This window comes from Rhizobium sp. BIGb0125, from assembly GCF_024810055.1.
Classification (GTDB): domain Bacteria; phylum Pseudomonadota; class Alphaproteobacteria; order Rhizobiales; family Rhizobiaceae; genus Agrobacterium.
Genome location: NZ_JANUDV010000001.1, coordinates 79,038 through 102,281, shown reverse-complemented (window position 1 = coordinate 102,281; position 23,244 = coordinate 79,038). Strand labels below are relative to the sequence as shown.

The 23,244-nt window shown below is 55.0% G+C and carries 22 protein-coding genes; 7 read left to right on the top strand and 15 right to left on the bottom strand.

The window, feature by feature from the left end:
- Positions 1-38 precede the first annotated feature (38 nt).
- From M2418_RS00450 to M2418_RS00415, 8 genes are all read right to left on the bottom strand, one after another.
- A complete protein-coding gene (locus tag M2418_RS00450; RefSeq protein WP_405049355.1) occupies positions 39-1,832 on the bottom strand; it encodes an adenine deaminase in 1,794 nt (597 codons plus the stop codon).
- Positions 1,829-2,758: a nucleoside hydrolase gene (locus M2418_RS00445; RefSeq protein WP_259142361.1), complete on the bottom strand. Its 930-nt coding sequence runs from the start codon at positions 2,756-2,758 to the stop codon at positions 1,829-1,831. The genes M2418_RS00450 and M2418_RS00445 overlap by 4 nt, the downstream gene beginning before the upstream one ends.
- Position 2,759: 1 nt before the next feature.
- Positions 2,760-3,782: an ABC transporter ATP-binding protein gene (locus M2418_RS00440; protein WP_259142358.1), complete on the bottom strand. Its 1,023-nt coding sequence runs from the start codon at positions 3,780-3,782 to the stop codon at positions 2,760-2,762.
- Positions 3,775-4,554, bottom strand: coding sequence for an ABC transporter permease (locus M2418_RS00435; protein ID WP_250982305.1), 780 nt, complete (start codon positions 4,552-4,554; stop codon positions 3,775-3,777). The genes M2418_RS00440 and M2418_RS00435 overlap by 8 nt, the downstream gene beginning before the upstream one ends.
- The gene (locus tag M2418_RS00430) at positions 4,551-5,378 is read right to left on the bottom strand and encodes an ABC transporter permease (RefSeq protein WP_259142356.1); all 828 of its coding nucleotides are present in this window, start codon (positions 5,376-5,378) and stop codon (positions 4,551-4,553) included. Before M2418_RS00430 ends, M2418_RS00435 begins: the two co-directional genes overlap by 4 nt.
- A gap of 119 nt (positions 5,379-5,497) precedes the next feature.
- A complete protein-coding gene (locus M2418_RS00425; protein WP_250982307.1) occupies positions 5,498-6,520 on the bottom strand; it encodes an ABC transporter substrate-binding protein in 1,023 nt (340 codons plus the stop codon).
- Positions 6,517-7,584 (bottom strand): LacI family DNA-binding transcriptional regulator, encoded by a 1,068-nt coding sequence (locus M2418_RS00420; RefSeq protein WP_250982308.1) that lies wholly within the window; start codon positions 7,582-7,584, stop codon positions 6,517-6,519. The genes M2418_RS00425 and M2418_RS00420 overlap by 4 nt, the downstream gene beginning before the upstream one ends.
- Before the next feature lie 120 nt (positions 7,585-7,704).
- Positions 7,705-8,619 (bottom strand): LysR family transcriptional regulator, encoded by a 915-nt coding sequence (locus M2418_RS00415; protein ID WP_259142337.1) that lies wholly within the window; start codon positions 8,617-8,619, stop codon positions 7,705-7,707.
- A gap of 96 nt (positions 8,620-8,715) precedes the next feature.
- Between M2418_RS00415 and M2418_RS00410 the strand changes: the two genes are divergently transcribed.
- The 3 genes from M2418_RS00410 to M2418_RS00400 all read left to right on the top strand — a co-directional run bounded on the left by M2418_RS00410 (position 8,716) and on the right by M2418_RS00400 (position 12,882).
- The gene (locus M2418_RS00410; RefSeq protein WP_259142334.1) at positions 8,716-9,903 is read left to right on the top strand and encodes an acyl-CoA dehydrogenase; all 1,188 of its coding nucleotides are present in this window, start codon (positions 8,716-8,718) and stop codon (positions 9,901-9,903) included.
- Between the two features lie 327 nt (positions 9,904-10,230).
- A complete protein-coding gene (locus M2418_RS00405; protein ID WP_259142324.1) occupies positions 10,231-11,667 on the top strand; it encodes an NAD-dependent succinate-semialdehyde dehydrogenase in 1,437 nt (478 codons plus the stop codon).
- Positions 11,668-11,784: 117 nt separating this feature from the next.
- Positions 11,785-12,882 carry a DNA alkylation repair protein gene (locus M2418_RS00400; RefSeq protein WP_259142322.1) on the top strand — a complete coding sequence of 366 codons (1,098 nt, stop codon included), beginning with the start codon at positions 11,785-11,787 and terminating at the stop codon, positions 12,880-12,882.
- An 11-nt stretch (positions 12,883-12,893) separates the two neighbouring features.
- Here the strand turns inward: M2418_RS00400 and M2418_RS00395 are convergent, their stop codons facing one another.
- The 5 genes from M2418_RS00395 to M2418_RS00375 form a co-directional block, all read right to left on the bottom strand.
- The gene (locus tag M2418_RS00395) at positions 12,894-13,919 is read right to left on the bottom strand and encodes a sulfate/molybdate ABC transporter ATP-binding protein (RefSeq protein WP_192487982.1); all 1,026 of its coding nucleotides are present in this window, start codon (positions 13,917-13,919) and stop codon (positions 12,894-12,896) included.
- Positions 13,916-14,809, bottom strand: a complete 894-nt coding sequence (gene cysW, locus M2418_RS00390; RefSeq protein ID WP_259142302.1) for a sulfate ABC transporter permease subunit CysW — start codon at positions 14,807-14,809, stop codon at positions 13,916-13,918. The genes M2418_RS00395 and cysW overlap by 4 nt, the downstream gene beginning before the upstream one ends.
- 4 nt (positions 14,810-14,813) lie before the next feature.
- Entirely contained in the window at positions 14,814-15,635 is an 822-nt protein-coding gene (cysT, locus tag M2418_RS00385) for a sulfate ABC transporter permease subunit CysT (RefSeq protein ID WP_259142300.1), read from the bottom strand.
- A 73-nt stretch (positions 15,636-15,708) separates the two neighbouring features.
- Positions 15,709-16,695 carry a thiosulfate ABC transporter substrate-binding protein CysP gene (gene cysP, locus M2418_RS00380; protein ID WP_259142298.1) on the bottom strand — a complete coding sequence of 329 codons (987 nt, stop codon included), beginning with the start codon at positions 16,693-16,695 and terminating at the stop codon, positions 15,709-15,711.
- 177 nt (positions 16,696-16,872) lie between these two features.
- Complete coding sequence (locus tag M2418_RS00375) at positions 16,873-17,952, bottom strand: enoyl-CoA hydratase/isomerase family protein (RefSeq protein WP_405049354.1); 1,080 nt, start codon at positions 17,950-17,952, stop codon at positions 16,873-16,875.
- A 306-nt stretch (positions 17,953-18,258) separates the two neighbouring features.
- Here M2418_RS00375 and M2418_RS00370 point away from each other — a divergent pair, with 306 nt between their 5' ends.
- On the top strand, positions 18,259-18,480 hold the full coding sequence (locus M2418_RS00370) for a DUF2934 domain-containing protein (protein ID WP_250982315.1): 222 nt from the start codon (positions 18,259-18,261) through the stop codon (positions 18,478-18,480).
- Between the two features lie 44 nt (positions 18,481-18,524).
- On the opposite strand, the gene M2418_RS00365 is transcribed toward M2418_RS00370, so the two are convergent.
- On the bottom strand, positions 18,525-19,766 hold the full coding sequence (locus M2418_RS00365) for a saccharopine dehydrogenase family protein (RefSeq protein ID WP_192487977.1): 1,242 nt from the start codon (positions 19,764-19,766) through the stop codon (positions 18,525-18,527).
- Positions 19,767-19,849: 83 nt separating this feature from the next.
- A complete protein-coding gene (gene nspC / locus M2418_RS00360) occupies positions 19,850-20,947 on the bottom strand; it encodes a carboxynorspermidine decarboxylase (RefSeq protein WP_259142294.1) in 1,098 nt (365 codons plus the stop codon).
- Between the two features lie 376 nt (positions 20,948-21,323).
- Here nspC and M2418_RS00355 point away from each other — a divergent pair, with 376 nt between their 5' ends.
- The 3 genes from M2418_RS00355 (at position 21,324) to galE (ending at position 23,202) form a co-directional block, all read left to right on the top strand.
- Positions 21,324-21,665 (top strand): YqjD family protein, encoded by a 342-nt coding sequence (locus tag M2418_RS00355; RefSeq protein ID WP_259142273.1) that lies wholly within the window; start codon positions 21,324-21,326, stop codon positions 21,663-21,665.
- A gap of 8 nt (positions 21,666-21,673) precedes the next feature.
- On the top strand, positions 21,674-22,090 hold the full coding sequence (locus M2418_RS00350; RefSeq protein WP_259142271.1) for a hypothetical protein: 417 nt from the start codon (positions 21,674-21,676) through the stop codon (positions 22,088-22,090).
- A gap of 134 nt (positions 22,091-22,224) precedes the next feature.
- A complete protein-coding gene (gene galE, locus M2418_RS00345; protein WP_259142262.1) occupies positions 22,225-23,202 on the top strand; it encodes a UDP-glucose 4-epimerase GalE in 978 nt (325 codons plus the stop codon).
- The last annotated feature ends 42 nt before the right edge of the window (positions 23,203-23,244 follow it).

Genomic DNA, 23,244 nt, shown 5'->3' with positions numbered 1-23,244 from the left:
GCCTTAAGCGAAGGGGGGGGGGGGACAAGTTTGATATCTTAACCGACAACGGCCAGAACAGGGCTTGTCATGACCTTCCCGGTGACGACATCAGCAATGCCCATATCGGTCTGATGTGGACCAACATTGCAGGCAAGCGTTGCACCAAAGCAGGCCTTGAACACCAGATAAGGCGGTTGCCACTCAACGACATTGCCCACAGCTTCGCGAACCTGTTCAAAGGCAGAAGATACCTCGGCAAGTGGCGCCTCAGACACCAATCCTGACAATGGCAACGGCAGCAGCGCCGTCACTTTACCCTTCGACGCAACGGCCATGCCGCCGCCCGCCTTGATGACCGCATTGGCAGCCAGCGCCATGTCGTCGACATTGCCGCCAAATACCGTGAGGTTGTGGCTGTCATGGGCAACTGTGGTGGCAAATGCACCGTCCCACTCTCCCCACCCGACAAGGAAACCGGTGCGGGGTTTGGCAGTCGCCTTGCCGTGGCGATGAACAACCGAAATCATAGTTGTTCCCTGTGGCGGCACGACAAAACCATCAACGACGTCGGCTTCCGTTTCACCCCACTGGGTAAAGCGCGGCCGATCAATCGTTGCAAGACGAACTCTGTTGCCGGCAGATTTCACCCGGAAATCATCAGCCGACAGTTCTTCCACATGCACGGAGCCAAACAGTGGTTTGCTATCGGCAGCCGACAGAGCCACAGACATCACACCATTTTCGGCAACGGGTACACCGCCTGCAAAAACATGGCGTGCCCTAAAGTTTTGCAGGTCCTCAAACAGCACCAGATCAGCGCGTCTTCCCGCGGCAACCAGACCAAGGTCAGAGCGACCAAGCCGCATGGCGGCGTTTAATGTCGCGGCCTTCAGCGCCCAGACTGCTGGCAGACCGTAACGAACCAGCCGCCGCACAACATCATCCAGTCCACCGCCATTGAGCAGATCATCGGGAAACACATCGTCGGTGCACAGTGTCAGGGTTTGCGGCAGGTGGCGCAGCTTGTTCAACGCTTCGACAAATTCCGGCAGCAAGTGATCATGCGAACCGCGAAGCTCAATCGTCAGACCGGCCCGCAGCTTGGACATCAGATCTTCGGCAGAGGTCAGCTCGTGGTCAGACGTTACGCCAGCCGTCATGAAGGCATTGAGGTCGGCACCGGCAAGACCGCGCGCATGGCCGCAGATCAGCTTTTCGCTGGCAAGACCTTCCTGCATGATGGCGCTCATGCGCGGGTCGCCATCGATGACACCGCGCATGTTCATCATTTCCGCAACGCCACCAATTTCCGGCCAAAACAACAATTCCGACAGAACGCTGGCGTCGAAATCCGCACCAGCCTGCTCTAGACCCGGAGCGGATGGTACGCAGGATGGTGCAAGCACGATAGTTCTGAGATTGAGGCCTTTGACCGCTTCAACAGCCCAGCGCACGCCATCGACACCATGCACATTGCCGAATTCATGCGGGTCCCAGACGATGCTGGTCACGCCTCGACTGAGAACGGCACCGGCATAAACCGACGGCGTCACCATGGAGCTTTCGATATGCATATGCGTGTCGATCAAGCCCGGTGCGATGAAGGCACCGCTGGCATCGATTACCCGCTCGGCATCCGACCGGCTGCCAGCCTCATGCACACTGGCAATCAGCGGACCAACAAGACCGATATCGGCAGGCCGAAGCTCTTCCGTCACCATATCAACGAGTGTGCCGCCCTTGATAAGAATATCAAACGGCATGTCGCCACGGGCTGCCGCCACGGCACGGCTTCGCAGAGCCTCAACGTTCAAATCGTCAGGCTCATGCTGCGGATAATCCGACATCATCGCGCCCCCTCCACAACGAGGGTTTTCAGAATGATGTCGCGGGCACGCTCAGCATTGACCTCTGCGCCGTAACGGGCGTTGAACACGGCGCGACCGGGACGCGCTTCGAGAACCGTACGTCCCCGCGTGAACGTGCCCTGCAGCTCCACGTCAATACGTGCCTTTTGCCATGTCACAAGCTCAGGATAACAAAACGCCACAGCAGCAACCGGATCATAAAGCGCCATCGAGGAGCGACCACGGCTGGTTGCGATACGAATGAAACCACCGAGGAAATCGGCAATCATCTCCGCGTTGCGCCCACCGGCGTTGCGCACCGGATCAACATCCTCAGGGCTCGCGGTGACCTTACGGCAAAGGTCAAGATCCACCATGTGGAATGGCAGGCGGCTGGAAATGACAATCGAGAGGGCTTCGGGGTCCGCAAAGGCATTGAACTCGGCAGATGCCGTGTGATTGCCAGCGGTAACGCCGCCGCCCATCCATGTCAGGTCGGTAATTCGCTCGGCAAGATCGGGCCGTGCGAGACAGAGCGCTGCAATATTGGTGAGCGGGCCGAGCGCAAGAATACGCTTTTCCCCTTCGCCATTTTCCAGCCAGTCACATAATGCGGTAAAAGCCATACCGCGTGGAATGGTCAGCGGTCCAACATCCGGCAGGGTCCGGCCAAGCGTCGGAATGCCCGTTTCACCGAGAATACGCTCGGCAGTTTCCAGCTGGCCAAGCACCGGAAGTTCGCGGCCACTATGGATCGGAAAATCCCAGCCAAATGCCGCAACCGCACCTGCTGCATTCTGGCAGGCCTGTTTGAGTGGCGCATTGCCAAAGACCAGCGATACGCCGTCGATTTTAAGGCCAGACTGCATCACCACCAGAACGGCGGCAATGTCGTCAAAGCCCATATCGGTATCGATCCAGACGCCCATTTCAGACCTCGTTCAGACGTGCCGCTTTTTCAATCGGCAGGTCAAAATCAAGTTCGTCGCCCAGCGCATGCGATGGCAGTGCGGCATCCGTTTCCGCCTTGATCGGGCCAAGCGGCGTATCGAGAAGATATTCACGTGTGTTGCCGGCAAAGGATGTGCCGCGCACGGTACCCCGGAAAGGACCGGAACCGAGATTTACCATGCGCGGCCTCCAGGCCAGCCCTGCAGCAGCAGGGATCTGGCCGGAAAGAGCCACATTGCCGTTCGGCGTTTTCAACTGGCCATTGTCAAGCGAGAAGACATTTTCGAAGCCGACGAAGTCTGCAACGAAAGAAGAAACCGGAGCATTATAGATTTCCTCCGGCGTGCCGATCTGCTCGATGGCACCACCCTTCATCACGACGATGCGGTCAGCAAGCGCCAGCGCTTCGATCTGGTCGTGGGTAACGAAGATCATCGTTACGCCGGTTTCCTTCTGAACTCGCTGAAGTTCGGTGCGCATTTCAAGACGCAGACGCGCATCGAGGTTGGACAGCGGCTCGTCCAGCAGAAGTACTTTCGGCTCCATAACCATGGAACGGGCCAATGCCACACGTTGCTGCTGACCACCGGAAAGTTCCGCCGGCTTGCGCGACGCGAAGTTGGAAAGGCCAACCGACTTCAAACCGGAATTGACCTTGTCTTCCAGTTTTTTGCCCGTCATGCCCTTGAGCTTCAGGCCGAAGGCCACATTCTCAAATACCGTCAGGTGCGGGAAAAGCGCATAGGACTGGAACACAAGGCCGACCGCACGCTTGTTGGCAGATACGCGGGTAATGTCGACGCCATCAAGATCAATCCGTCCACCGGCAATCGGCATGAGGCCGGCAACTGCGCGCATGGTCGTGGTCTTGCCACAGCCCGACGGGCCAAGCAGCGCCAGCAATTCGCCCTTGCGGATGTTCAGATTGAGATCCTTGACGGCAATCGAATTGCCGTAGGCCAGAGAGAGGTTCTGAAGGGAGAGATATTTTGCGTCAGACATAACGGGAGAACCCCAGGAAACGTTCGGCAAGGAAAACAATGCCGATGGAAAGGAAAGCCAAGAGCGAAGAAAGCGCGGCAACGGACGGATCGAAAACAATTTCCATGTAGCCCAGCATGTCGATGGGCAGGGTGCGCACGCCTGGACCGGACAGGAACAGCGACACAGGCACCTGATTGAAGCTCGTTACGAAACCAAGAATGAAGGCGGACAGGATGCCGCCACGGATGTTGGGCAAAACCACCCGGAAGAAAGCACCAAGCCGCGAGGAACCAAGCAGAACAGCCGCTTCCTCAATGTCCGAGCGCAGGTTGTTGAGGCTGGCAGACACCACCCGCACCGCATAGGGCAGGATGAGCGCCGTATGCGCCAGAAACAGAGCCAGCGTAATGCCAACGCCGAATGGCACGACAAAGTAACGCAGCAACGCAAGACCAACGATGATGCCCGGCACGATAATCGGCGCGGAAACGATGGTTCTGACCGTCTCGGCAAACGGCAGCTTGTAGCGCGACATGGCGTAAGCTGCGGGAATGCCGAGCACCAGGGCCGTAAACGTGCCGCCAATCGCCAGGAACATCGACATGGCAAAACTTGCCCGGAAGCTCTCAACAGTAAAGACCTTGGCGATCCATTTCAGGGAGAAACCCTGCGGCGGAAAAGCCAGCGTATCACCGGCGGAGAAGGATGCCGCCACAATGATCAGGAACGGCCCGATAAGGAAGCCAAGCACCAACAGGAGCGTAATGGGAATGAAAAGGCGTTGGGTCATTTCTTGTTCCTCGCTGTCGCCAGTCGCTTGAGCAGGATGTTGGCAGCAAAGCTCATGATGATGAGAATGAAGGCGATGACGCTGGCGGATACGAAATTGTTCGAAACCGTAACCTGCTGGTAGAGCAGCGTTTCAAGCATCAGCACCTTGGAACCGCCGAGGATGGCGGGCGTGATATAGGCTGTCAGCGAACCGGTGAAAACCAGCGTACCACCCACCACCAGACCTTCTTTGGTCAGCGGCAGAATGACCTTCCAGAACACCTGGAACCAGTTGGCACCGAGCACGCGGGCCGCAGCAATCGTGTCCTTCGGCATGTTTTCAAGCGCACTGATCAGCGAAATGATCATCAACGGCAGGAAAAGCTGCAACAGACCGATAAATACGGCCGTTTCACTGAACAGGATACGGATCGGCGCGTCGCTCAAACCGATCGACATCAGCGCCTGATTGACGATACCCGTGCGGCCCAGAATAACGATCCACGCATAGGTACGGGCAACCGGCGAAATCATCAGCGGCAAAACGACCAGATTGACAGCGTGACCCTTGGAGCCAGGCGGCAAGCTGACAATGGCAAAAGCCGCCACATAACCGATAACCGCGGACACCAGCGTCACGATAGCGCCCAGCTTAAGGGTGCGCAGAAACACCGTCTGGTTCAACGGTTCTGAGAAGAAGTCGACATAGGCACCCAATGTCCACCCTTGCGGAGTGTGGAAACCCTCCGAAAGCAGCATGAACACCGGCACAAGAAAAACCGCTGCTGCAAAAATCGCTGCCGGCAGAGCAAGCACCAGAGCTTCAGTCCGGTTCTGAAACATTCAAATCATCCTTCAAGCGGTGCACAGTGCACCGCAAAGCGCAATCGAACCTCGTAAAGAGCGGAGTGCGGTCGGGTTATCCAGAGCCGCACTCCTCAAGCCTTGGGAGGCTATCTGTATTACTGGCCGACCTTGGCGTTCCACTCGGACAACCATGCGTCGCGGTTGTCGAGAGCGACAGCAGACGGAATGAGCTGCAGGCTCTTTGCGGTTTCTTCGCCATAGGTGATGTTGTTGGCAACATCGTCGGAAACCTTGACTTCCTTGTTGGTCGGGCTGTCGACCAGCTTTTCAGCGAGAGCCTTCTGAACGTCTGTGGACAGCCAGAAGTCCATGAACTGCAGCGCCAGGTCTTCGTTCTTGCCATCCTTTGGCAGGATCAGAACGTTCATGCCGCCCGTCTGGCCTTCCTTTGGCGTTGCCCATGCCAGTGGCAGGTCAAGCTTGGTGAAAGGTGCCCAGGAGAACCGACCGATCGGTGCGGCCCAGATTTCTTCCTGCTGCATGAGCTGCACGAGCTGCGAAGACTTCACGTAGAAGGTTACGATCTCGTCCTTCTTTTCACCGAGCGCTTCGATAGCGCCCTTCAGGTCCGGCGTGTCCTTGCCGATGGCCTTGCCGAGCATGTAGAGCGCTGGCGGGCCCTGGTTGGTGGTGACGTTCGGGAAAGCAACGTGATCAACAACGTCATCCTTCAGAAGATCAGCCCAGGAATCGATCTTCATCTTGTCGGTGCGATAAACGATGGATGTGGCGTAGAAGTTGACGCCAACACTCATGCCGTCGCCATTCGGGTCCTTGGCAATGTCGTACAGCTTTTCGATGTTCGGAACCTTGGCGGCATCGATCTTCTGCGTCAGGTCCTTGCGTGTGGCGGAAAGAGCGTCAGCCATCGAAACGATTGCGAGATCAACGACAGGATTTGCCTTGTTGGCTTCCATCTTGGCAAGACGTTCAACGCTGTTGCCGGTTTCAACGACCAGCTTGCAACCACACTTTTCTTCGAATGGTGTGTAGACGAGTTCCTTGAACTCATCCTGGGCAAATGCGTAGACGGAGATCGTCAGCGTCTTGTCCTGCGCCTGTGCGGCACCCATGGTCAGCATCAAGGCTGTGCCCGACGCGAAAAGAATCTTTTTCATGTTATTTGTTCTCCAGCTCTAGAGTTTTTGACGTTCATAAGACGATTGGTCACCGGGCCTGCCGAACCACGAATGACAAGTTCCATCGGCACCTTGGACACCTCCGAGGTGACATTTCCCGATATCTGTTTTCCGGCCACATCCTCGTTTTCGATCACGCTGACGAGTGCTGCCACGGCAATTTCTGCAATACGGTCCATATCCATGCGCATTGTGGTCAATGGCGGCGTGACGACAGGACCCCAGATAAGATCATCAAATCCTGCAACGCTGGCCTGCTCGGGCACGTTGATGCCTTCCCGCTGCAATTCCGTCAGGATACGCAGGGCATGCAGATCGGATACAGCCGCAAATGCTGTAAATCCGTTCTGGACCTTTTCCGCCAGTCCGAGACCGCAATCGCCGCCGGCCGTCTGTTCCAATCGTTCGATCCACAACGTCTCCGTCACGCAGCCATTTGGCAAGGCGGAGCGAATGCCACCCAATCGGTCATTCTGCACGTTGGAGTCAGGGTTTTTGCCGACAAGCAGGATTTTGCGATGACCGAGATCGGAAAGGTAATTGCCAAGAGTTGCGCCACCTTCCCAGTGGTCGGCAGATACCGTGTTCCCCGGTGTCGACGGGCTGTCGATAACAGCCACCGGAAAATCCACATCAGCAATGCGGGTGCCACGACGTGGAACAATCACCATGCCATCAACGCCCCGCTCGATAAGCCGGTTGATCGCTTCGGTCTGTTTGGAAATTTCGCCGCGGGAGTCGGCAATCAGCACGCCATAACCAGCATTGCCAGCGGCCTGTTCAATGGCCTGCGCAATTTGCGGGAAAAGGGGATTGGCAATGTCAGGCAGAACAAGCCCAAGAACGCCGCTGCGGCCGGTGCGAAGCGCACGCCCGGCAGAACTTGGCACATAACCCAGTTCATCGGCGGTTTTGCGGATTTTTTCACTCAATTCGGCAGAAACACGGCCCTTGCCCGACAGCGCGTTGGACACCGTCGCAACCGACACACCCAATGCCGTTGCGATCGCGCTCAGATTTGTTCCGGGCCGCAGAGTTGCCATACCAATCAATCGTAGTGATTAAACGTTTAATCAGCATAAGCGAGATGAATTTGCGAGTCGAGTCCCGTCGCCTCAAAAACAAGGGATAACGCTGTAACGCCCTCAAATGACGCTAAAAATTTATAAATTGGCCTGTTTTCGATATTGCTCGACCTGCCCCAGCAGCCACTCGCGGAACAGCTTTACCGGCACATGATTGCTGCGCGAAACCGGCGCGACGGAGTAATAGGAACTGGGGCTTCTGACCTGATGCGGAAACGCCTGCACGATATGCCCGACCTTCAACTCCACCTCGATCAGAAACAATGGCATCAATGCAATACCAAGGCCGGCAATACAGGCCTGCGCAACGCTGGAAAACTGTTCGAAACGCATGCCTTTGGAGGGAGACATGACAACACCCAAGCTCTGAAACCAGTGATCCCAGGCGCCCGGCCGTGATGCCATATGCAATAGTGGAAAATCGGCAATATCTTGCGCGGATTTGATGGGATGATCTGCCAGAAACGCAGGGCTGCAGACCGGTGCCACCATTTCCGGCATCAGAAACGTGCTTTCTGCCGCTGGCCAGTCCGGCTGCCCGATATGGATCGCCATATCGATGCCCTCCCTCTCGAAATCGAACTGACCGATACGGGTGGCAAAATTAATGGTGATCTCGGGGTGGCTGTCGACGAAATCGGGAATACGCGGCAACAGCCAACGTGTACCGAATGTCGGCAACATGGCCAGATTTAAGACACTGCCATGCGTTTTAGTCATAAGCTGCAGGGACGCAGCGCGTATTTCACCCAGCGCTGCACCGATCGCCTTGGCATAAGTGCGGCCTTCAGCTGTCAGCGAAACGCCGCGTGCACCACGCTCAAACAATCGTACACCAAGTTGCTCTTCCAGCGACATAACCTGCCGGCTGATAGCACCCTGCGTGAGCGACAACTCATCGGCAGCCAATGAAAAACTGCCAAGCCGCGCCACGGAATCGAAGGCGGCAAGTGCACTGGAGGACGGCAGTAATTTGCGGCTGAGCGTTGTCATGGATCATTACTATATGGAATAGGAAAATGAGTAAACATTGCTTGCTTGCGACGGCACAATGCCCAATTATCGCTCCTACAAACAGGAGACTTGATTGTGAGCGAGCGTGTTGCATTCAACTGGCAGGACCCTTTCCTGCTCGAAGACCAACTGACCGAAGACGAGCGGATGATCCGCGATACGGCGGCGGCATTTGCCGAAGCCGAACTTCTGCCTCGCATTCAGGAAGCCTATCTCACCGAGACATCCGAGCCAGAATTGTTCCGCCTGATGGGCCAGACCGGCCTGCTGGGTGTGACTTTGCCTGAGAAATACGGCGCAGCAGAAGCAAGTTACGTTGCCTATGGTCTCGTCGCACGCGAAGTCGAACGTATCGACAGCGGCTATCGTTCGATGATGAGCGTGCAGTCCTCGCTGGTCATTTATCCGATCTTTGCCTACGGCTCGGAAGAACAAAAAGACAAATACCTGCCAGGCCTCGTGTCCGGCGAACTGATCGGCTGCTTTGGTCTGACGGAACCGGATGCAGGCTCCGATCCCGGCGGCATGAAAACCCGCGCCGAAAAGATCGAAGGCGGTTACCGTCTGCGTGGCGCCAAGACCTGGATTTCCAACGCACCGATCGCGGATGTTTTTGTGGTCTGGGCAAAGTCTGAAGCACACAACAATGAAATCCGTGGCTTCGTACTGGAAAAAGGCATGAGGGGTCTTTCAGCTCCGAAAATCGGCGGAAAACTGTCCCTGCGCGCATCGATAACAGGTGAAATCGTCATGGACGGCGTTGAAGTTGGCGAAGACGCGCTACTGCCAAACGTCTCCGGCCTCAAGGGCCCGTTCGGTTGCCTCAACCGCGCCCGCTACGGCATTTCCTGGGGCGTGCTGGGTGCAGCGGAAGACTGCTGGGTCCGCGCCCGCCAATATGGCCTTGACCGTAAACAGTTCGGCAAGCCGCTGGCTGGCATGCAGCTTTACCAGAAGAAACTGGCCGACATGCAGACGGAAATCACCCTCGGCCTTCAAGCCTCCTTGCGGGTTGGCCGCCTGATGGATGAGCACAAGATGGCACCGGAAATGATTTCCATCGTCAAGCGCAACAATTGCGGCAAGGCACTGGATGTGGCGCGCCAAGCCCGTGACATGCACGGCGGCAACGGTATCCAGATCGAGTATCACGTCATGCGCCATGCCCAGAACCTCGAAACAGTCAACACCTACGAAGGCACGCATGATGTGCATGCACTGATCCTTGGGCGTGCGCAGACCGGTATTCAAGCCTTCTTCTGATCTTACAAGCCATCAGCAGCAAAAAACCGGCATCCAAGAAGGATGCCGGTTTTTTTCATTGATGAACATGGTTTGAAACGCACCAATTGGGCCCATCAGCATCTAAAACGACGTTTCAGTTCAATAAATTTGAACGCAAATCATATTGCAATGCAGCAGACGAAACCCAATATGTCAGGTGTCCGGTCTCCCATCCTATAACGGCACAAAGATTTTACAACGCGCTGTCAGCCAGTTTCACGTCTATGGTTTTGTAACCACCGGACAAGTCCTGGAATTGGTCTCTCCCCTGGCGCGCTGATACACACCAAATCACAAAGGTTTGACATGTACACTTATCCAGACATCCAGCTTTTCATCAACGGCGAATGGCGCAATGCCATCAACGGTGAGACGATTGCCGTCAGCGACCCCGCAACCGACGAAATCATTGGCAAGATTGCCCACGCCACCAAGCCTGATCTCGATCTGGCGCTGGCCGCGGCGGACGAAGGTTTCAAAGTCTGGCGTGATACCTCGCCTTATGATCGCTCCAAGATCATGCGTCGCGCTGCCGACATTCTGCGCGAACGCAAGGATTACATTGCCTGGATCATGACCCGCGAACAGGGCAAACCGCTGGCACAGTCTGCCATGGAAGTGGTGGGCGCGGCCGACACCATCGACTGGTTTGCCGAAGAAGCCCGCAGAACCTACGGCCAGGTCATTCCATCACGCGCCACTGGGGTTTCGCAGCTTGCCATCAAGCTGCCGGTTGGCCCGGTTGCCGCCTTCACACCGTGGAACTTCCCGATCAACCAGATCGTCCGCAAGCTGTCCGCTGCCCTGTCCACTGGATGTTCGATCATCGTCAAGGCACCAGAGGAAACCCCGGCATCTCCGGCCGAACTGATCCGCGCCTTTGCTGATGCCGGCGTTCCGGCTGGCGTTATCAACCTCGTTTATGGTGTTCCTGCCGAAATTTCCGAATACCTCATTCCGCATCCGGTTATCCGCAAGATTTCGTTTACCGGTTCGACACCAATCGGCAAACACCTTGCCGCCTTGGCTGGCAAGCACATGAAGCGCGCCACCATGGAACTGGGCGGTCACGCACCGGTTATGATCTTTGATGACGCCGACATCGAAAAGGCAATTGCTGTTACCTCCCTGTCGAAGTATCGCAATGCCGGACAGGTCTGTGTTTCTCCGACCCGCTTCCTGGTTCAGGAGGGTGTGGCCGATCGTTTCCTTGAAGGCTTCGTGGAAGCTGCCAAGGCCGTCAAGGTTGGCAATGGCCTTGAAAGCGATGTCACCATGGGCCCGCTGGCCAATGAACGCCGCATTCCGGCCATCGAAGCACTGATCAACGATGCTGTTTCGCATGGCGCCGAGTTGAAGACCGGTGGCAACCGCATCGGCAACCGCGGCAACTTCTTCGAGCCAACGGTTCTGGCCAATGTACCAACCCACGCCAAGATCATGAATGATGAGCCATTCGGCCCGGTCGCTATCATCAACAAGTTCTCGAAGTTCGAGGACGCAGTGACGGAAGCAAACCGCTTGCCCTTCGGTCTTGCCTCTTACGCCTTCACCGGTTCTGCCAAGACAGCCCACGACCTCGGTCGCCAAGTGGAAGCAGGCATGCTGACCATCAACCACAATGGTCTGGCCCTGCCAGAAGTGCCGTTTGGTGGCATCAAGGACAGTGGTTACGGCACGGAAGGTGGCTCTGAAGCCACACAGGCCTATCTCGAGACCCGCTTCATCAGCCAGATGAGCTGATAACAACACTGCTTTTCGAGGAAACCCGGCGCCATAAACGCCGGGTTTTCTTTTATCGATTGCCTCACTATCGTTTTACGATTAAGGAACAAAAAGAGAACAATCGGATCGCAGAAAATGGCGCAAGAACCCCAGCCCGCCCTAAAGGAAATATTCAATCGCGACCGCCTGCGGCACCTTGCGTCAATTACCAAGGCAGCACACGCACCGTTTGATGAAGCGGCTTTCATACACCATGCCATGTTGGGACTTGATGATCTCGGCATCATGCAACGCATGCGGCAAGTTGCCATTGCCTGGCACGCCGTTTTGCCCGGCGACTACAACCGTAATATAGAAATTCTCTCGGCTCTAGCGCCCCACATCAATCATGGTTTCACCTCGATCAGCCTCGCAGAATATGTGGCGCTTTTTGGTCAGGACCATTTCGAACAATCGATGCAGGCGCTGCAATATTTCACCCGTTTCGGCTCATCTGAATTTGCAATCCGGCATTTTCTGGCAAAGGACATGTCGCGCACATTGGATGTTATGAAGACATGGGCATTTGATGAAAACGAGCATGTGCGTCGGCTGAGTTCGGAAGGTTGCCGTCCGCGCTTGCCATGGTCTTTCCAGTTAAAGGCATTGGTAGACGACCCCGCCCCGGTCATGCCTATTCTGGAGAAGCTGAAAAGCGATCCGTCTCTTTATGTCCGCAAATCCGTGGCCAACCATCTCAATGACATCACCAAGGATAATCCGGCCTTCGTTTTGCAGAAGGTGGCGACATGGCCCACGGATAATCAGCACACCACATGGATCATCCGCCAGGCGCTGCGTACCCTGATCAAGAAAGGCGACAACTCGGCTCTGGCCATTCTTGGCGTGAAGGGCAAGGCAGACGTTGTTGTTGAAAGCTTTCAGGTATCACCTGACAACATCTCACTTGGAGAGAATGTGCGAATTACCGCTGCGATCAAGGCGACCGGTGCGGAGCGACAAAAGCTGGTGGTGGACTATGCCCTGCATTACGTCAAAAAAGCCGGCAGCACGGCGCCCAAGGTTTTCAAGTGGAAGGAACTGCATCTGGAACCTGGCGAGCGTGTCGAACTTGGCATCAACCGCGCTATCAAAGACTTTACGACCCGGACACATTATCCAGGCCGCCATCAGGTCGATCTGCTGATCAATGGTGAAATCAAGGCGCAGGGCGAATTTACCCTCACCTCATAATACCCACGGCTTTAGCTTGCTGGAAAAATCCGGGCCCGTCGCACAACCACATATCCGGTTTCACCGGCTTCAACGCCGTTTTCCGGGGGCACATCGAATTCGAGGATATCCCCGGCTTCGGTGCTGGCAATCACCCGTCGTTCACCGGCCCGGTCCAGCACCCGGATAACCTTCGCAGGCAACCCGTCGTGGAGGTGTTCCCAATCCAGATCGACTGGACGAACGAAGATATCGACCTTGCCGTCACCGGAATGATAGGCAAAGGGCAATTCCATTTCGCCGACAAACACCTTGCCGTTTCTGGCAACGCCGGAGATACGATTGGCATCGCCCAAAAAGCGCATGACGAACGGCGACACCGGATTGCGGCAAACCTCTTTAGACGTGCCCTGCTGCTCGATCTTTCCGTCTTTCAGAATGACGACACGGTCGGCCAGATCGAGCGCTTCCTCCTGATCATGCGTCACGAAAATCGTGGTGATACCAAGCTCCTCATGAATTTCGCGCAACCAGCGGCGCAGATCACGGCGCACATTGGCGTCGAGAGCACCAAAAGGCTCATCCAGCAGCAACACTTTTGGATCAACCGAAAGCGCGCGTGCCAGAGCAACACGCTGACGCTGGCCGCCGGAAATCTGCGCCGGAAACCGATCACCCAGCCCGTCCAGCTTGACCAGCCGCAACAGCTCGTCAACGCGTGCCGCAATCGCTGCCTTGTCACGTTTGACGCGTGACACCTTCATGCCAAAAGCAATGTTTTCATTGAGCGTCATGTGTGGAAACAGCGCATAATGCTGGAACACAAAACCAACCCCACGGTCTCTCACCGGAATATTGGTCGCGTCCTCGTCACCAAACATGATGCGGCCGCCATCGGCATATTCAAGCCCGGCCACCATGCGCAGGATCGTCGTTTTGCCAGAACCGGAAGGGCCAAGCAGCGCAAGCAGTTCACCGCTTTCGATATCCAGAGACACATCATGCACGGCACGGAATGTATCGAAGGTCTTCACCACATTTTCGAGGCGGATTTTCATGCATGTGTCTCCGTGGATGCAGCACTGGCACCATTGTCAGCCTTGCGGCCACGCCCGGCGCCGCGTCGTTCCAGCATGACCTTGGCAATGATGGTGACCACCGCCAGGAAAGCCAGAATGGAGGCGGACGCGAAGGCGCCCGCCGTCTGATAGTCATGATAAAGCAGCTCGATATGCAGCGGCAGCGTATTGGTTTGCCCGCGAATATTGCCCGATACCACTGACACCGCGCCGAATTCGCCCATCACACGCGCGTTACAGAGCACAACGCCATACAGCAAAGCCCATTTGATATTCGGCAATGTGACCGAGAAGAATGTCCGCCAGCCGGAAGCACCCAGCGAGGTTGCCGCCTCTTCCAGATCACGGCCCTGCGCCTGCATCAGCGGAATGAGCTCACGCGCCACAAAGGGTGCCGTCACGAACATCGACGCAATCACGATGCCCGGAAGGGCAAACAGGATCTTGATGTCGTAGGCATCCAGCAACGGCCCAAACAGCCCCTGCAGACCATAGACAAATAGATAGGCCACACCCGCAACAATCGGCGAGATCGAAAAAGGTATTTCAATGACCACCAGAAGCAGCCTGCGACCGGGAAAATCAAACTTGGTGATTGCCCATGCCGCCGCAATACCGAACACCGTATTGATCGGAACCGCAATCAGCGCCGTAACCACCGTCAGGAAAATCGCGTGGCGTGTATCCGGATGAATGATCGTCGCGGAATAGGCCTTCAAGCCAGCCGAAAAAGCCTCAACACCAATGATAACAAGTGGCGCAACCACCAGCAAGAAACCGATGATCAACACAAAGGCAATCAAGGAGCGGCGAACAAGCGGTGTATCACCGACGCGTGGCGGTTTGCGATGAGAAGAGATTGCACTCATGGCTTCAACTCCTCACCGTATAACGAAGGGCCCGAGCCTGCAGCAGGTTGGTCACCGCCAGCATCAGGAATGCCGTCAACAACAGCACCGATGCAATCGCTGCGGCGGCCTGGTAGTCATATTCCTCGAGCCGAATGAAAACGAGCAACGAGGTGATTTCAGTTTCAAATGGCTGGTTTCCGGCGATAAAAATAATCGCACCAAATTCACCCAGACTGCGGGCAAAGGACAGCGAAAGACCCGCCAGAATGGCGGGTGTGAGCAACGGCAGAATGACTTTGCGAAAGATTTCCCAGTCAGAGCCACCAAGCGATTGTGCGGCCTCTTCGAGAGCAGGATCGAGGTCTTCCAGCACCGGCTGCACAGTGCGCACGATAAAGGGCAGGCTGGTAAAGGCCATCGCAATCATGATGCCAATCGGCGTGTAGGCAACCTTGATACCGACCATTGCGAGAACGGAGCCAAACCAGCCATTGCCGGCAAACAGGGCGGTCAGCGCGATACCGGCAACGGCGGTCGGCAAGGCAAAGGGCAGATCGACAATCGCATCGACAAAACGCCAGCCAGGAAAACGGTAGCGGGTCAGCACCCAAGCCAGCGCCAATCCAAACACCACGTTGAAACACGTGGCCGCCAAAGCGCACAAAACCGTAACGCGGTAGCTTGCAACCGCACGCGGCGACGACACGATGCTCCAGTATTCAACAGGCCCAAGGCTGGCGGCCTTGAACACCAGCGCCGCCAGCGGCAGCAAAACGATAACGCCAACGTAAAAAAGGGTTACGCCGAGTGAGAGGCTTAACCCCGGCAAGACATTGCGTTTCAAACGGCATCCCCCAAACAAATTGACCCGGCAGGTTTGCCCTGCCGGGTTGAATCCGTATTCAGTTCGATTTTTATCAACGGTTGCCGTAAAGCTTGTCAAGGACGGCGCCGGAGGCAAAATGCTCCTTCTGCACCTTATCCCAACCACCGAAAACATCGTCCACTGTCACCAGGCGAATTGCTGGGAACTGATCCTTGAATTCTGCAGCGACCTTTTCGTTGTTGACGCGGTGGCCGAATTCAGCGGCGATCTTCTGACCTTCTTCCGTATAGAGGAAGTCGAGGTAGGATTTTGCCAGTTCACGCGAGCCGCGCTTGTCAATGACCTTGTCGACGACAGCAACAGGGAATTCTGCAAGCAGGCTGACCGACGGCACCACGCTTTCGAACTTGTCTGTGCCATACTGCTTGGCAATGCCACGGGTTTCCGCTTCAAACGTGATGATCACGTCACCGATTTCGCGTTCAACGAAGGTGGTGGTGGCAGCGCGGCCTCCGGTGTCAAAAACCGGAACGTTCTCAAAGATTTTCTTGACGAAACCTTCAACCTTCGCCTCGTCGCCGTTGAACTTTTCCTTGGCGTAAGCAGTGGCAGCCAGATAGGTGTAGCGGGCATTTCCGGAGGTTTTCGGGTTCGGGAAAACAATCTTCACGTCATCGCGGGCCAGATCGTCCCAGTCCTTGATATTCTTCGGGTTACCAGCGCGAACGAGGAAAGACGGGAAGGAATAAAATGGCGAAGCGTTGTTCGGAAAGTCTTTCTGCCAGTCAGCAGAGACAAAACCCTGCTTCACCAGAAAATCGATATCCGTTACCTGATTGAACGTCACAACGTCGGCTTCCAGACCTTCGACAATGGCGCGCGCCTGCTTGGATGTACCAGCGTGAGACTGGTCAACCGTTACGCCCGGATGCGCCTTGATGAAGGCTTCATTTTCGGCAGCAAAGACTTCACGCGCAACGTCATAGGATGCATTGAGCAGCGTTTTCGGCGCTTCGGCAAAAGCCTGACCGGAGAAGAGAACAGCAAGTGCTGAACCGAGAATGAGAAGGCGCTTCATTGAATTCCCCACAAATGAACTGAGGATGAAACTATAGATAGCAGCCCGCTCATGCGAGGAATCCCCCTCCAACACCTCTACGGAAAGGAGAATTTTACGCCAAATGAATTGGCGGTATGCGATTAATATTCCCTCTCAGGCAAATAGGAGGAAGTATTGCCTAAAGCTTTCGCAAGTTTACAGCCTGTGGCTGGCAAAAACGGGGTGGGGATTTTGGCCAAAATACCGTGCGACATCTTCATCTGTGACATCGCTGAGCATAGCCGGTTGCCACTGGGGATTGCGGTCCTTGTCGATGATCGCCGCCCTCACACCCTCATAAAAATCATAGCCCTTTAAAACCTCTAATCCAGCCGCGAATTCACGCTCCAAACATTCGATCAGACCGGAACTGTCACGGGCCAGCCGCAACATACGCAAGGTGATTTTCAGGCTGGTTGGTGATCTCTTCTGCAGGGTCTGTAGTGTCGTTTGCGAAAAAGCATCATCCCTGGCCTTCAACGTGGCAATAATCTCTTCAACCGTATCATGGCTAAACACGGCATCGATAAGCTCGCGACCGGTTTCAAACATCCCCGGTGCTGGCGGCGTTGAAAATTGCGCCAACAGCATCTCAATGCCCTTATGCACATGCGATGGACCAAGTGCAGAGATTGCTTTGGTCAACTCCTCCAATCGCTCTGACGGAACGTGCACATCCGCAAGTCCTGCAAATATCGCATCCGCAGCATTGACCTCATTGCCGGTCAAACCCATCCATGTACCAATTTCCCCGGGCGCCTTTGGCAAAAGCCAGCTGACCCCGACATCTGGAAAATAGCCTATCCCGGTTTCGGGCATCGCAAGACGTGTCGTCTCCGTCACCACACGGAACGCACCGTGGGCGGAAAGCCCCACGCCACCTCCCATGACAATGCCATCCATTAGAGCGATATAGGGTTTGGGATAATGTGCGATAGTATAGTTGAGCGGAAATTCCTCCCGCCAAAAACGGCCGACATCAGGGTCGTTTGCCTTGCCAAGGTCATGGATAATGCGGATGTCACCGCCGGCGCAAAAGGCCCGTCCGCCCTCACCTGTAACAATAACACTGGTTATCTCAGGGTCATCGGCGAAGGTGGCCAATGCCTCCCTCATATGATGCACCATATTCAGGTTCAGACTGTTGAGTGCACGCGGCCGGTTAAGCTGGATGATCCCAAGATAACCTTTGCGCTCGACCATGAGCTGATTGTCGGGACCGGTCATGTCATTCATCTGATCACCTAAAATTGAATGCCAGGAAGCGCTGTTCGGTTTTCATTGTGAAAGTACATTTTACAGGTGGCAATGCATTGATAAACACCAATGCCGGTCCAGGATCGATACAACTTTCGTCCCAAAAATCGCATGGATTTGACAAATGGCAACCATGGCGTTCTTGCAGCGCAGCAAGAACGCTTGACGCCTGCCGAATCATGCCTTGTAATGACCTCTCAGATTGCCGGCGCAATCCCTGTCCAGCGTCCTGCCGGCCATGCGTATCGCGTTGCACAAGCAACGATCATCAACAGGAGATTTGAAATGCAGTCTTCGGAATACGAATGGATCAGCAAGCGTGCCTACACCCTGTGGGAGGCAGAAGGACATCCAAATGGCAGGGATGCCGAACATTGGGGTCAAGCGACCCGGGAGTTTAAACTTTTGAACGAATCCACTGCCACCCATCCGGCCGTCAAAAGAAAAACCGCTGCAAAGGCTGCCGCACCTGCCAAACCGAAAAAGATCAAGGTTCCGGCCGAATAGGCCATAAAAAAGCCCCGCAATTGCGGGGCTTTTTTTGTCTATCTTCAAGAGAAGTCCAGCGCGCGATCGCCGTTCTCATCCTTGATGCGCGTCGGCAGGCCGATGCGGTTCAGGATGTCGAGGAATGGCTGCGGCGGCAGTTCTTCCACGTTCGCCATCTGCTTCACATCCCACTCACCGGTCGCAATCAACATCGCCGCAGCAACTGGTGGCACGCCAGCAGTGTAGGAAATGCCCTGACTGCCGACTTCTTCATAGGCTTCCTTGTGGTCAGCCACGTTGTAAATGAAGACTTCGCGTTCCTTGCCGTCTTTGGTGCCCTTGACGATATCGCCAATGCAAGTCTTGCCGACATAATCAGGTGCAAGAGATGACGGATCAGGCAAAACGGCCTTGACCACCTTCAGCGGCACAACTTCAAGACCTTCGGCGGTCTTAACCGGCTTTTCAGACAGAAGACCAAGGTTGTTCAGCACGGTAAAGACGTTGATGTAGTGATCACCAAAGCCCATCCAGAAACGGACATCGGCGCCGTCCATGTTCTTGGACAGCGAATGCACTTCGTCATGGCCGGTCATGTAGGCTTTTTGCTTGCCAACAACCGGCAGGTCAAATTCCTGACCCACCTCGAACATCTTGTTGGTCTGCCACTGCTGGTTCTGCCAGGAGTAAACAACGCCCGTAAACTCGCGGAAGTTGATCTCCGGATCAAAGTTGGTGGAGAACCAGCGACCATGGCTGCCAGCGTTGATATCAACGATATCAACCGAGGTCACCTTGTCGAAATATTCATCCTTGGCAAGACGTGCATAGGCGTTCACGACACCCGGGTCGAAACCGACGCCGAGAATGGCAGTGATACCTTTTTCCTTGCACTCTGCGGCGCGCTTCCACTCGTAGTTTCCGTACCACGGTGGTGCTTCGCAGATTTTACCCGGATCTTCGTGGATTGCAGTATCCATATAGGCAACACCTGCATCCATACAGGCGCGAAGAACGGACATGTTCACGAAAGCCGAACCGACGTTGATAACAATCTCAACACCGGTTTTCTCTATCAAGGCTTTTGTTGCCTCAACATCCATAGCGTCAAGCGCATGGGCCTCAAGCTTCACCTCGGTTTTGAGGCTCTTCTTCTCGCGTACGGATTCGACAATCTTGCGGCACTTTTCAACGGTGCGTGACGCAATATGAATGTCTCCCAATACATCGCTGTTCTGGGCGCACTTATGCGCCACGACCTGTGCCACGCCACCGGCGCCGATGATGAGAACGTTCTTCTTCATTTCAGGTGATGCCTCCTTTTCCCCACGGGGATAAGATACTGTTGGATTAGGTTTTACAGGAGCTGCCCTTATCACAGCTCATGTTATGAAAGACTTTGCTCGTAATCGGCAAAATCAAATTCACGGACCGAACGGAGCGAGCCATCCAGTTCCTTGATGACGATGGCCGGCATTTTCACGCCATTGAACCAGTTCTTTTTGACCATAGTATAGCCAGCAGCGTCCTGGAACGAAATCCGGTCGCCGATCTTGAGCTCGGAGCCAAAACGGAACTCCCCGAATATATCGCCGGCGAGGCAGGACTTACCGCAGACCATAACGCTGTGATCGCCTTCATTTGGCGTTACCTTGGCATTTTCGCGGTAGATCAACAGATCGAGCATATGGGCTTCGATCGAGCTGTCGACAATTGCCAGGTTCTTGCCGTTATAAAGCGTATCGAGAACCGTCACTTCGAGCGTCGTGCTCTTGGTGATCGAAGCCTCGCCTGGCTCCAGATAAACCTGCACGTCGTATTTTTGCGAGAACGCCTTGAGGCGGTCACAGAATGCATCGATCGGGTAACCTTCGCCGGTAAAGTGGATGCCACCACCAAGGCTTACCCATTCGGCGCGAGAAAGCAGCGTTCCAAACTTTTCCTCGATCTGCGTCAACATGCGGTCAAACAGCGCAAAATCATTGTTTTCGCAGTTGTTGTGGATCATGAAGCCGGAGATCCGATCCATGACCTTCTCGACCTTGGCGACGTCCCACTCACCGAGACGGCTGAACGGACGGGCCGGGTCCGCCAGATCAAAACTGGACGAGCTGACCTGAGGATTGAGGCGAAGTCCGCGCGTGATACCAGCAGCCTTGTCAGCAAAACGCTCAAGCTGGCTGATCGAGTTAAAAATAATTTTGTCAGCATGCGAGATGACTTCATCGATCTCGTAATCGGCATAGGCCACGCTGTAAGCATGAGTTTCGCCGCCAAACTTCTCATGGCCAAGACGAACCTCGTACAGCGATGAGGATGTCGTGCCATCCATATACTGGCTCATGAAATCGAACACCGACCATGTGGCAAAGCACTTCAACGCCAGCAAAGCCTTGGCGCCGGACTTCTCCCGCACATAGGCAATCTTCTCCATGTTCTGGAGCAGTCTGGACTTGTCGATCATGTAATAAGGTGTCTGAATCATCGCGGTGTCACATCTTCGTCTATAGGATTTTGATGGGCCTTATATGATGCTTGTGACAGGAAAACAAATAACCACGCAGAAATGTTGTGCGTGTGCAAACCCTGTTTGCCAAAAAAAGCCGTCAATAGGCTGTCATCGCCAGCAAATTCCTTTTGTCATGGAACAATATGCAGTCTCGAGCTGTTTACAGCCGTAGTTGGTAAAGTTGGCGTGAAGCGTACCTGCGAGCGCCCTAATGGAGATAAATATGAGAGGCATTCTTCTCTGGCTGGTGGGTATTCCTATCCCAGTCATTATCCTTCTCTACTTCTTCGGCTATATGTGAGACACGCAATAGACCTATTTTTTACAGGGCAACAACTGAAAGGGACAACACATGGCTGGACCACGCAACGTGAATGAAAAGATCGATCAGGCGCTCGAAAATGAGAATGTTGCGGAGATTGCCGAGCAACTCGCACGCTTGCGAGAAGACCTTGCCGGCCTCGCCAAAAGTGTGAAAGCGCTTGGCGTTGATGCAACAGATGAGATCAAAGCGCAGGCAAGTCGTGTCACAGATGAGGCAATCAACGCCTCCACCCAAGCAGCGCAAAATGTTCGCGACGAGTTTTCCGCCCTCAACCAGATCCTGACAGAACAGGTGCAAAAAAAGCCCCTGCAGTCTATTGGCATTGCTGTTGCGGTCGGCTTTTTGCTTGCCGTTATCAACCGTCGCTAATAATCGCCATGCTCCAAACCCTTCTCGTTTACCTCAGCGACAGCCAGCGTGAGGGCAGAGTTATAACCCGCCGCATGCGCTGCAAGGCCATGTTGTGGGCATTCTGCTTGTTCAGTTTTCTGGTCGCTCTGATCTTCGGCATCATTGCTGGCGCCATCTATCTGGCCCGGGAAATGGGCGCCGGCCCTGCAGCTTTGTTGATTGCAGGCATCGCCTTCTTGCTTGGTGTTATCGCACTGATAATCTTGGCTGTAATGAGCCGGCCACGTGCCTACGGCCCTCCGCCTGGAATGGGGCAAGTCGCCATGGCGCCGCTTGTTGTGCAGTCATTGGTTGGCAACGCCATGCAGTCCCGGCCCTATGTAACCCTAGCGGTTGCCGGTGTGTTAGCATTTCTGGCTGCGCGGCCAATCGTGCGCAAGTAACAAATCTATCCGGCTGTTATCGGACGGCCGGATACCGTTCTCCCCTAATATTGCCGTAACAACTGTCTGCGTCTCTGGCCTCGATCTGGAAACCATGCAATGAAACGCGTGGTGCAGTAATTGAGAGACAATAGATGCCAGAAAAAATTCTCGTCGTCGGTGGGGCCGGATATATTGGCTCGCACACATGCCTCCTGCTTGCAGAAAGAGGCTACGAGCCCGTAGTTTACGATAACCTTTCCAATGGACATGAAGAATTTGTGCGCTGGGGCCCATTCGAGCAGGGCGACATCAGAGACCGTGCACGCCTTGACGAGGTCATTGCAAAGCACAAGCCAAAGGCGGTGATGCATTTTGCGGCGCTGATCGAAGTCGGAGAATCTGTCAAGGAACCGGTCGCCTTTTACGACAACAATGTCATTGGTGCACTGACCTTGCTCTCCTGCGCGCTAAATGCCGGGATCGATGCATTTGTGTTTTCGTCCACCTGCGCGACCTATGGTCTTCCGGAACGGGTGCCGCTGGATGAACAACACCCACAAGCACCGATCAATCCCTACGGCCGCACCAAGCTTATCATTGAACAAGCCTTGAAGGATTTTGGCACCTACAAAAATCTGCGGTCGGTTATCCTGCGTTACTTTAACGCAGCAGGTGCAGATTTTGAAGGCCGTATCGGCGAATGGCATACGCCGGAAACCCACGCCATTCCGTTGGCAATCGACGCAGCACTTGGCCGCCGTGAAGGTTTCAAGGTCTTCGGAACAGACTATGACACACGCGACGGCACCTGTGTTCGTGATTACATCCACGTGCTCGATCTGGCCGACGCCCATGTTCGTGCTGTCGATTATCTGCTGGCGGGAGGCTCAACCGTTGAGTTGAACCTTGGCACCGGCACGGGCACCACGGTCAAGGAATTGCTGAATACAATTTCCGACATATCCGGACGCCCATTTCCGGTGACCTATGCCGATCGTCGCGAGGGTGACTCCACCACACTGGTCGCCAATAATGACAAGGCACGCGAAGTTTTGGGTTGGGACCCACAATATACGTTAAAAGACATTATCAGCTCGGCCTGGCAATGGCATTCCACTCATAACGGCTGAAATGTCTCTGATAGACAGGCAACAAAAAAGGCGATGCCAACA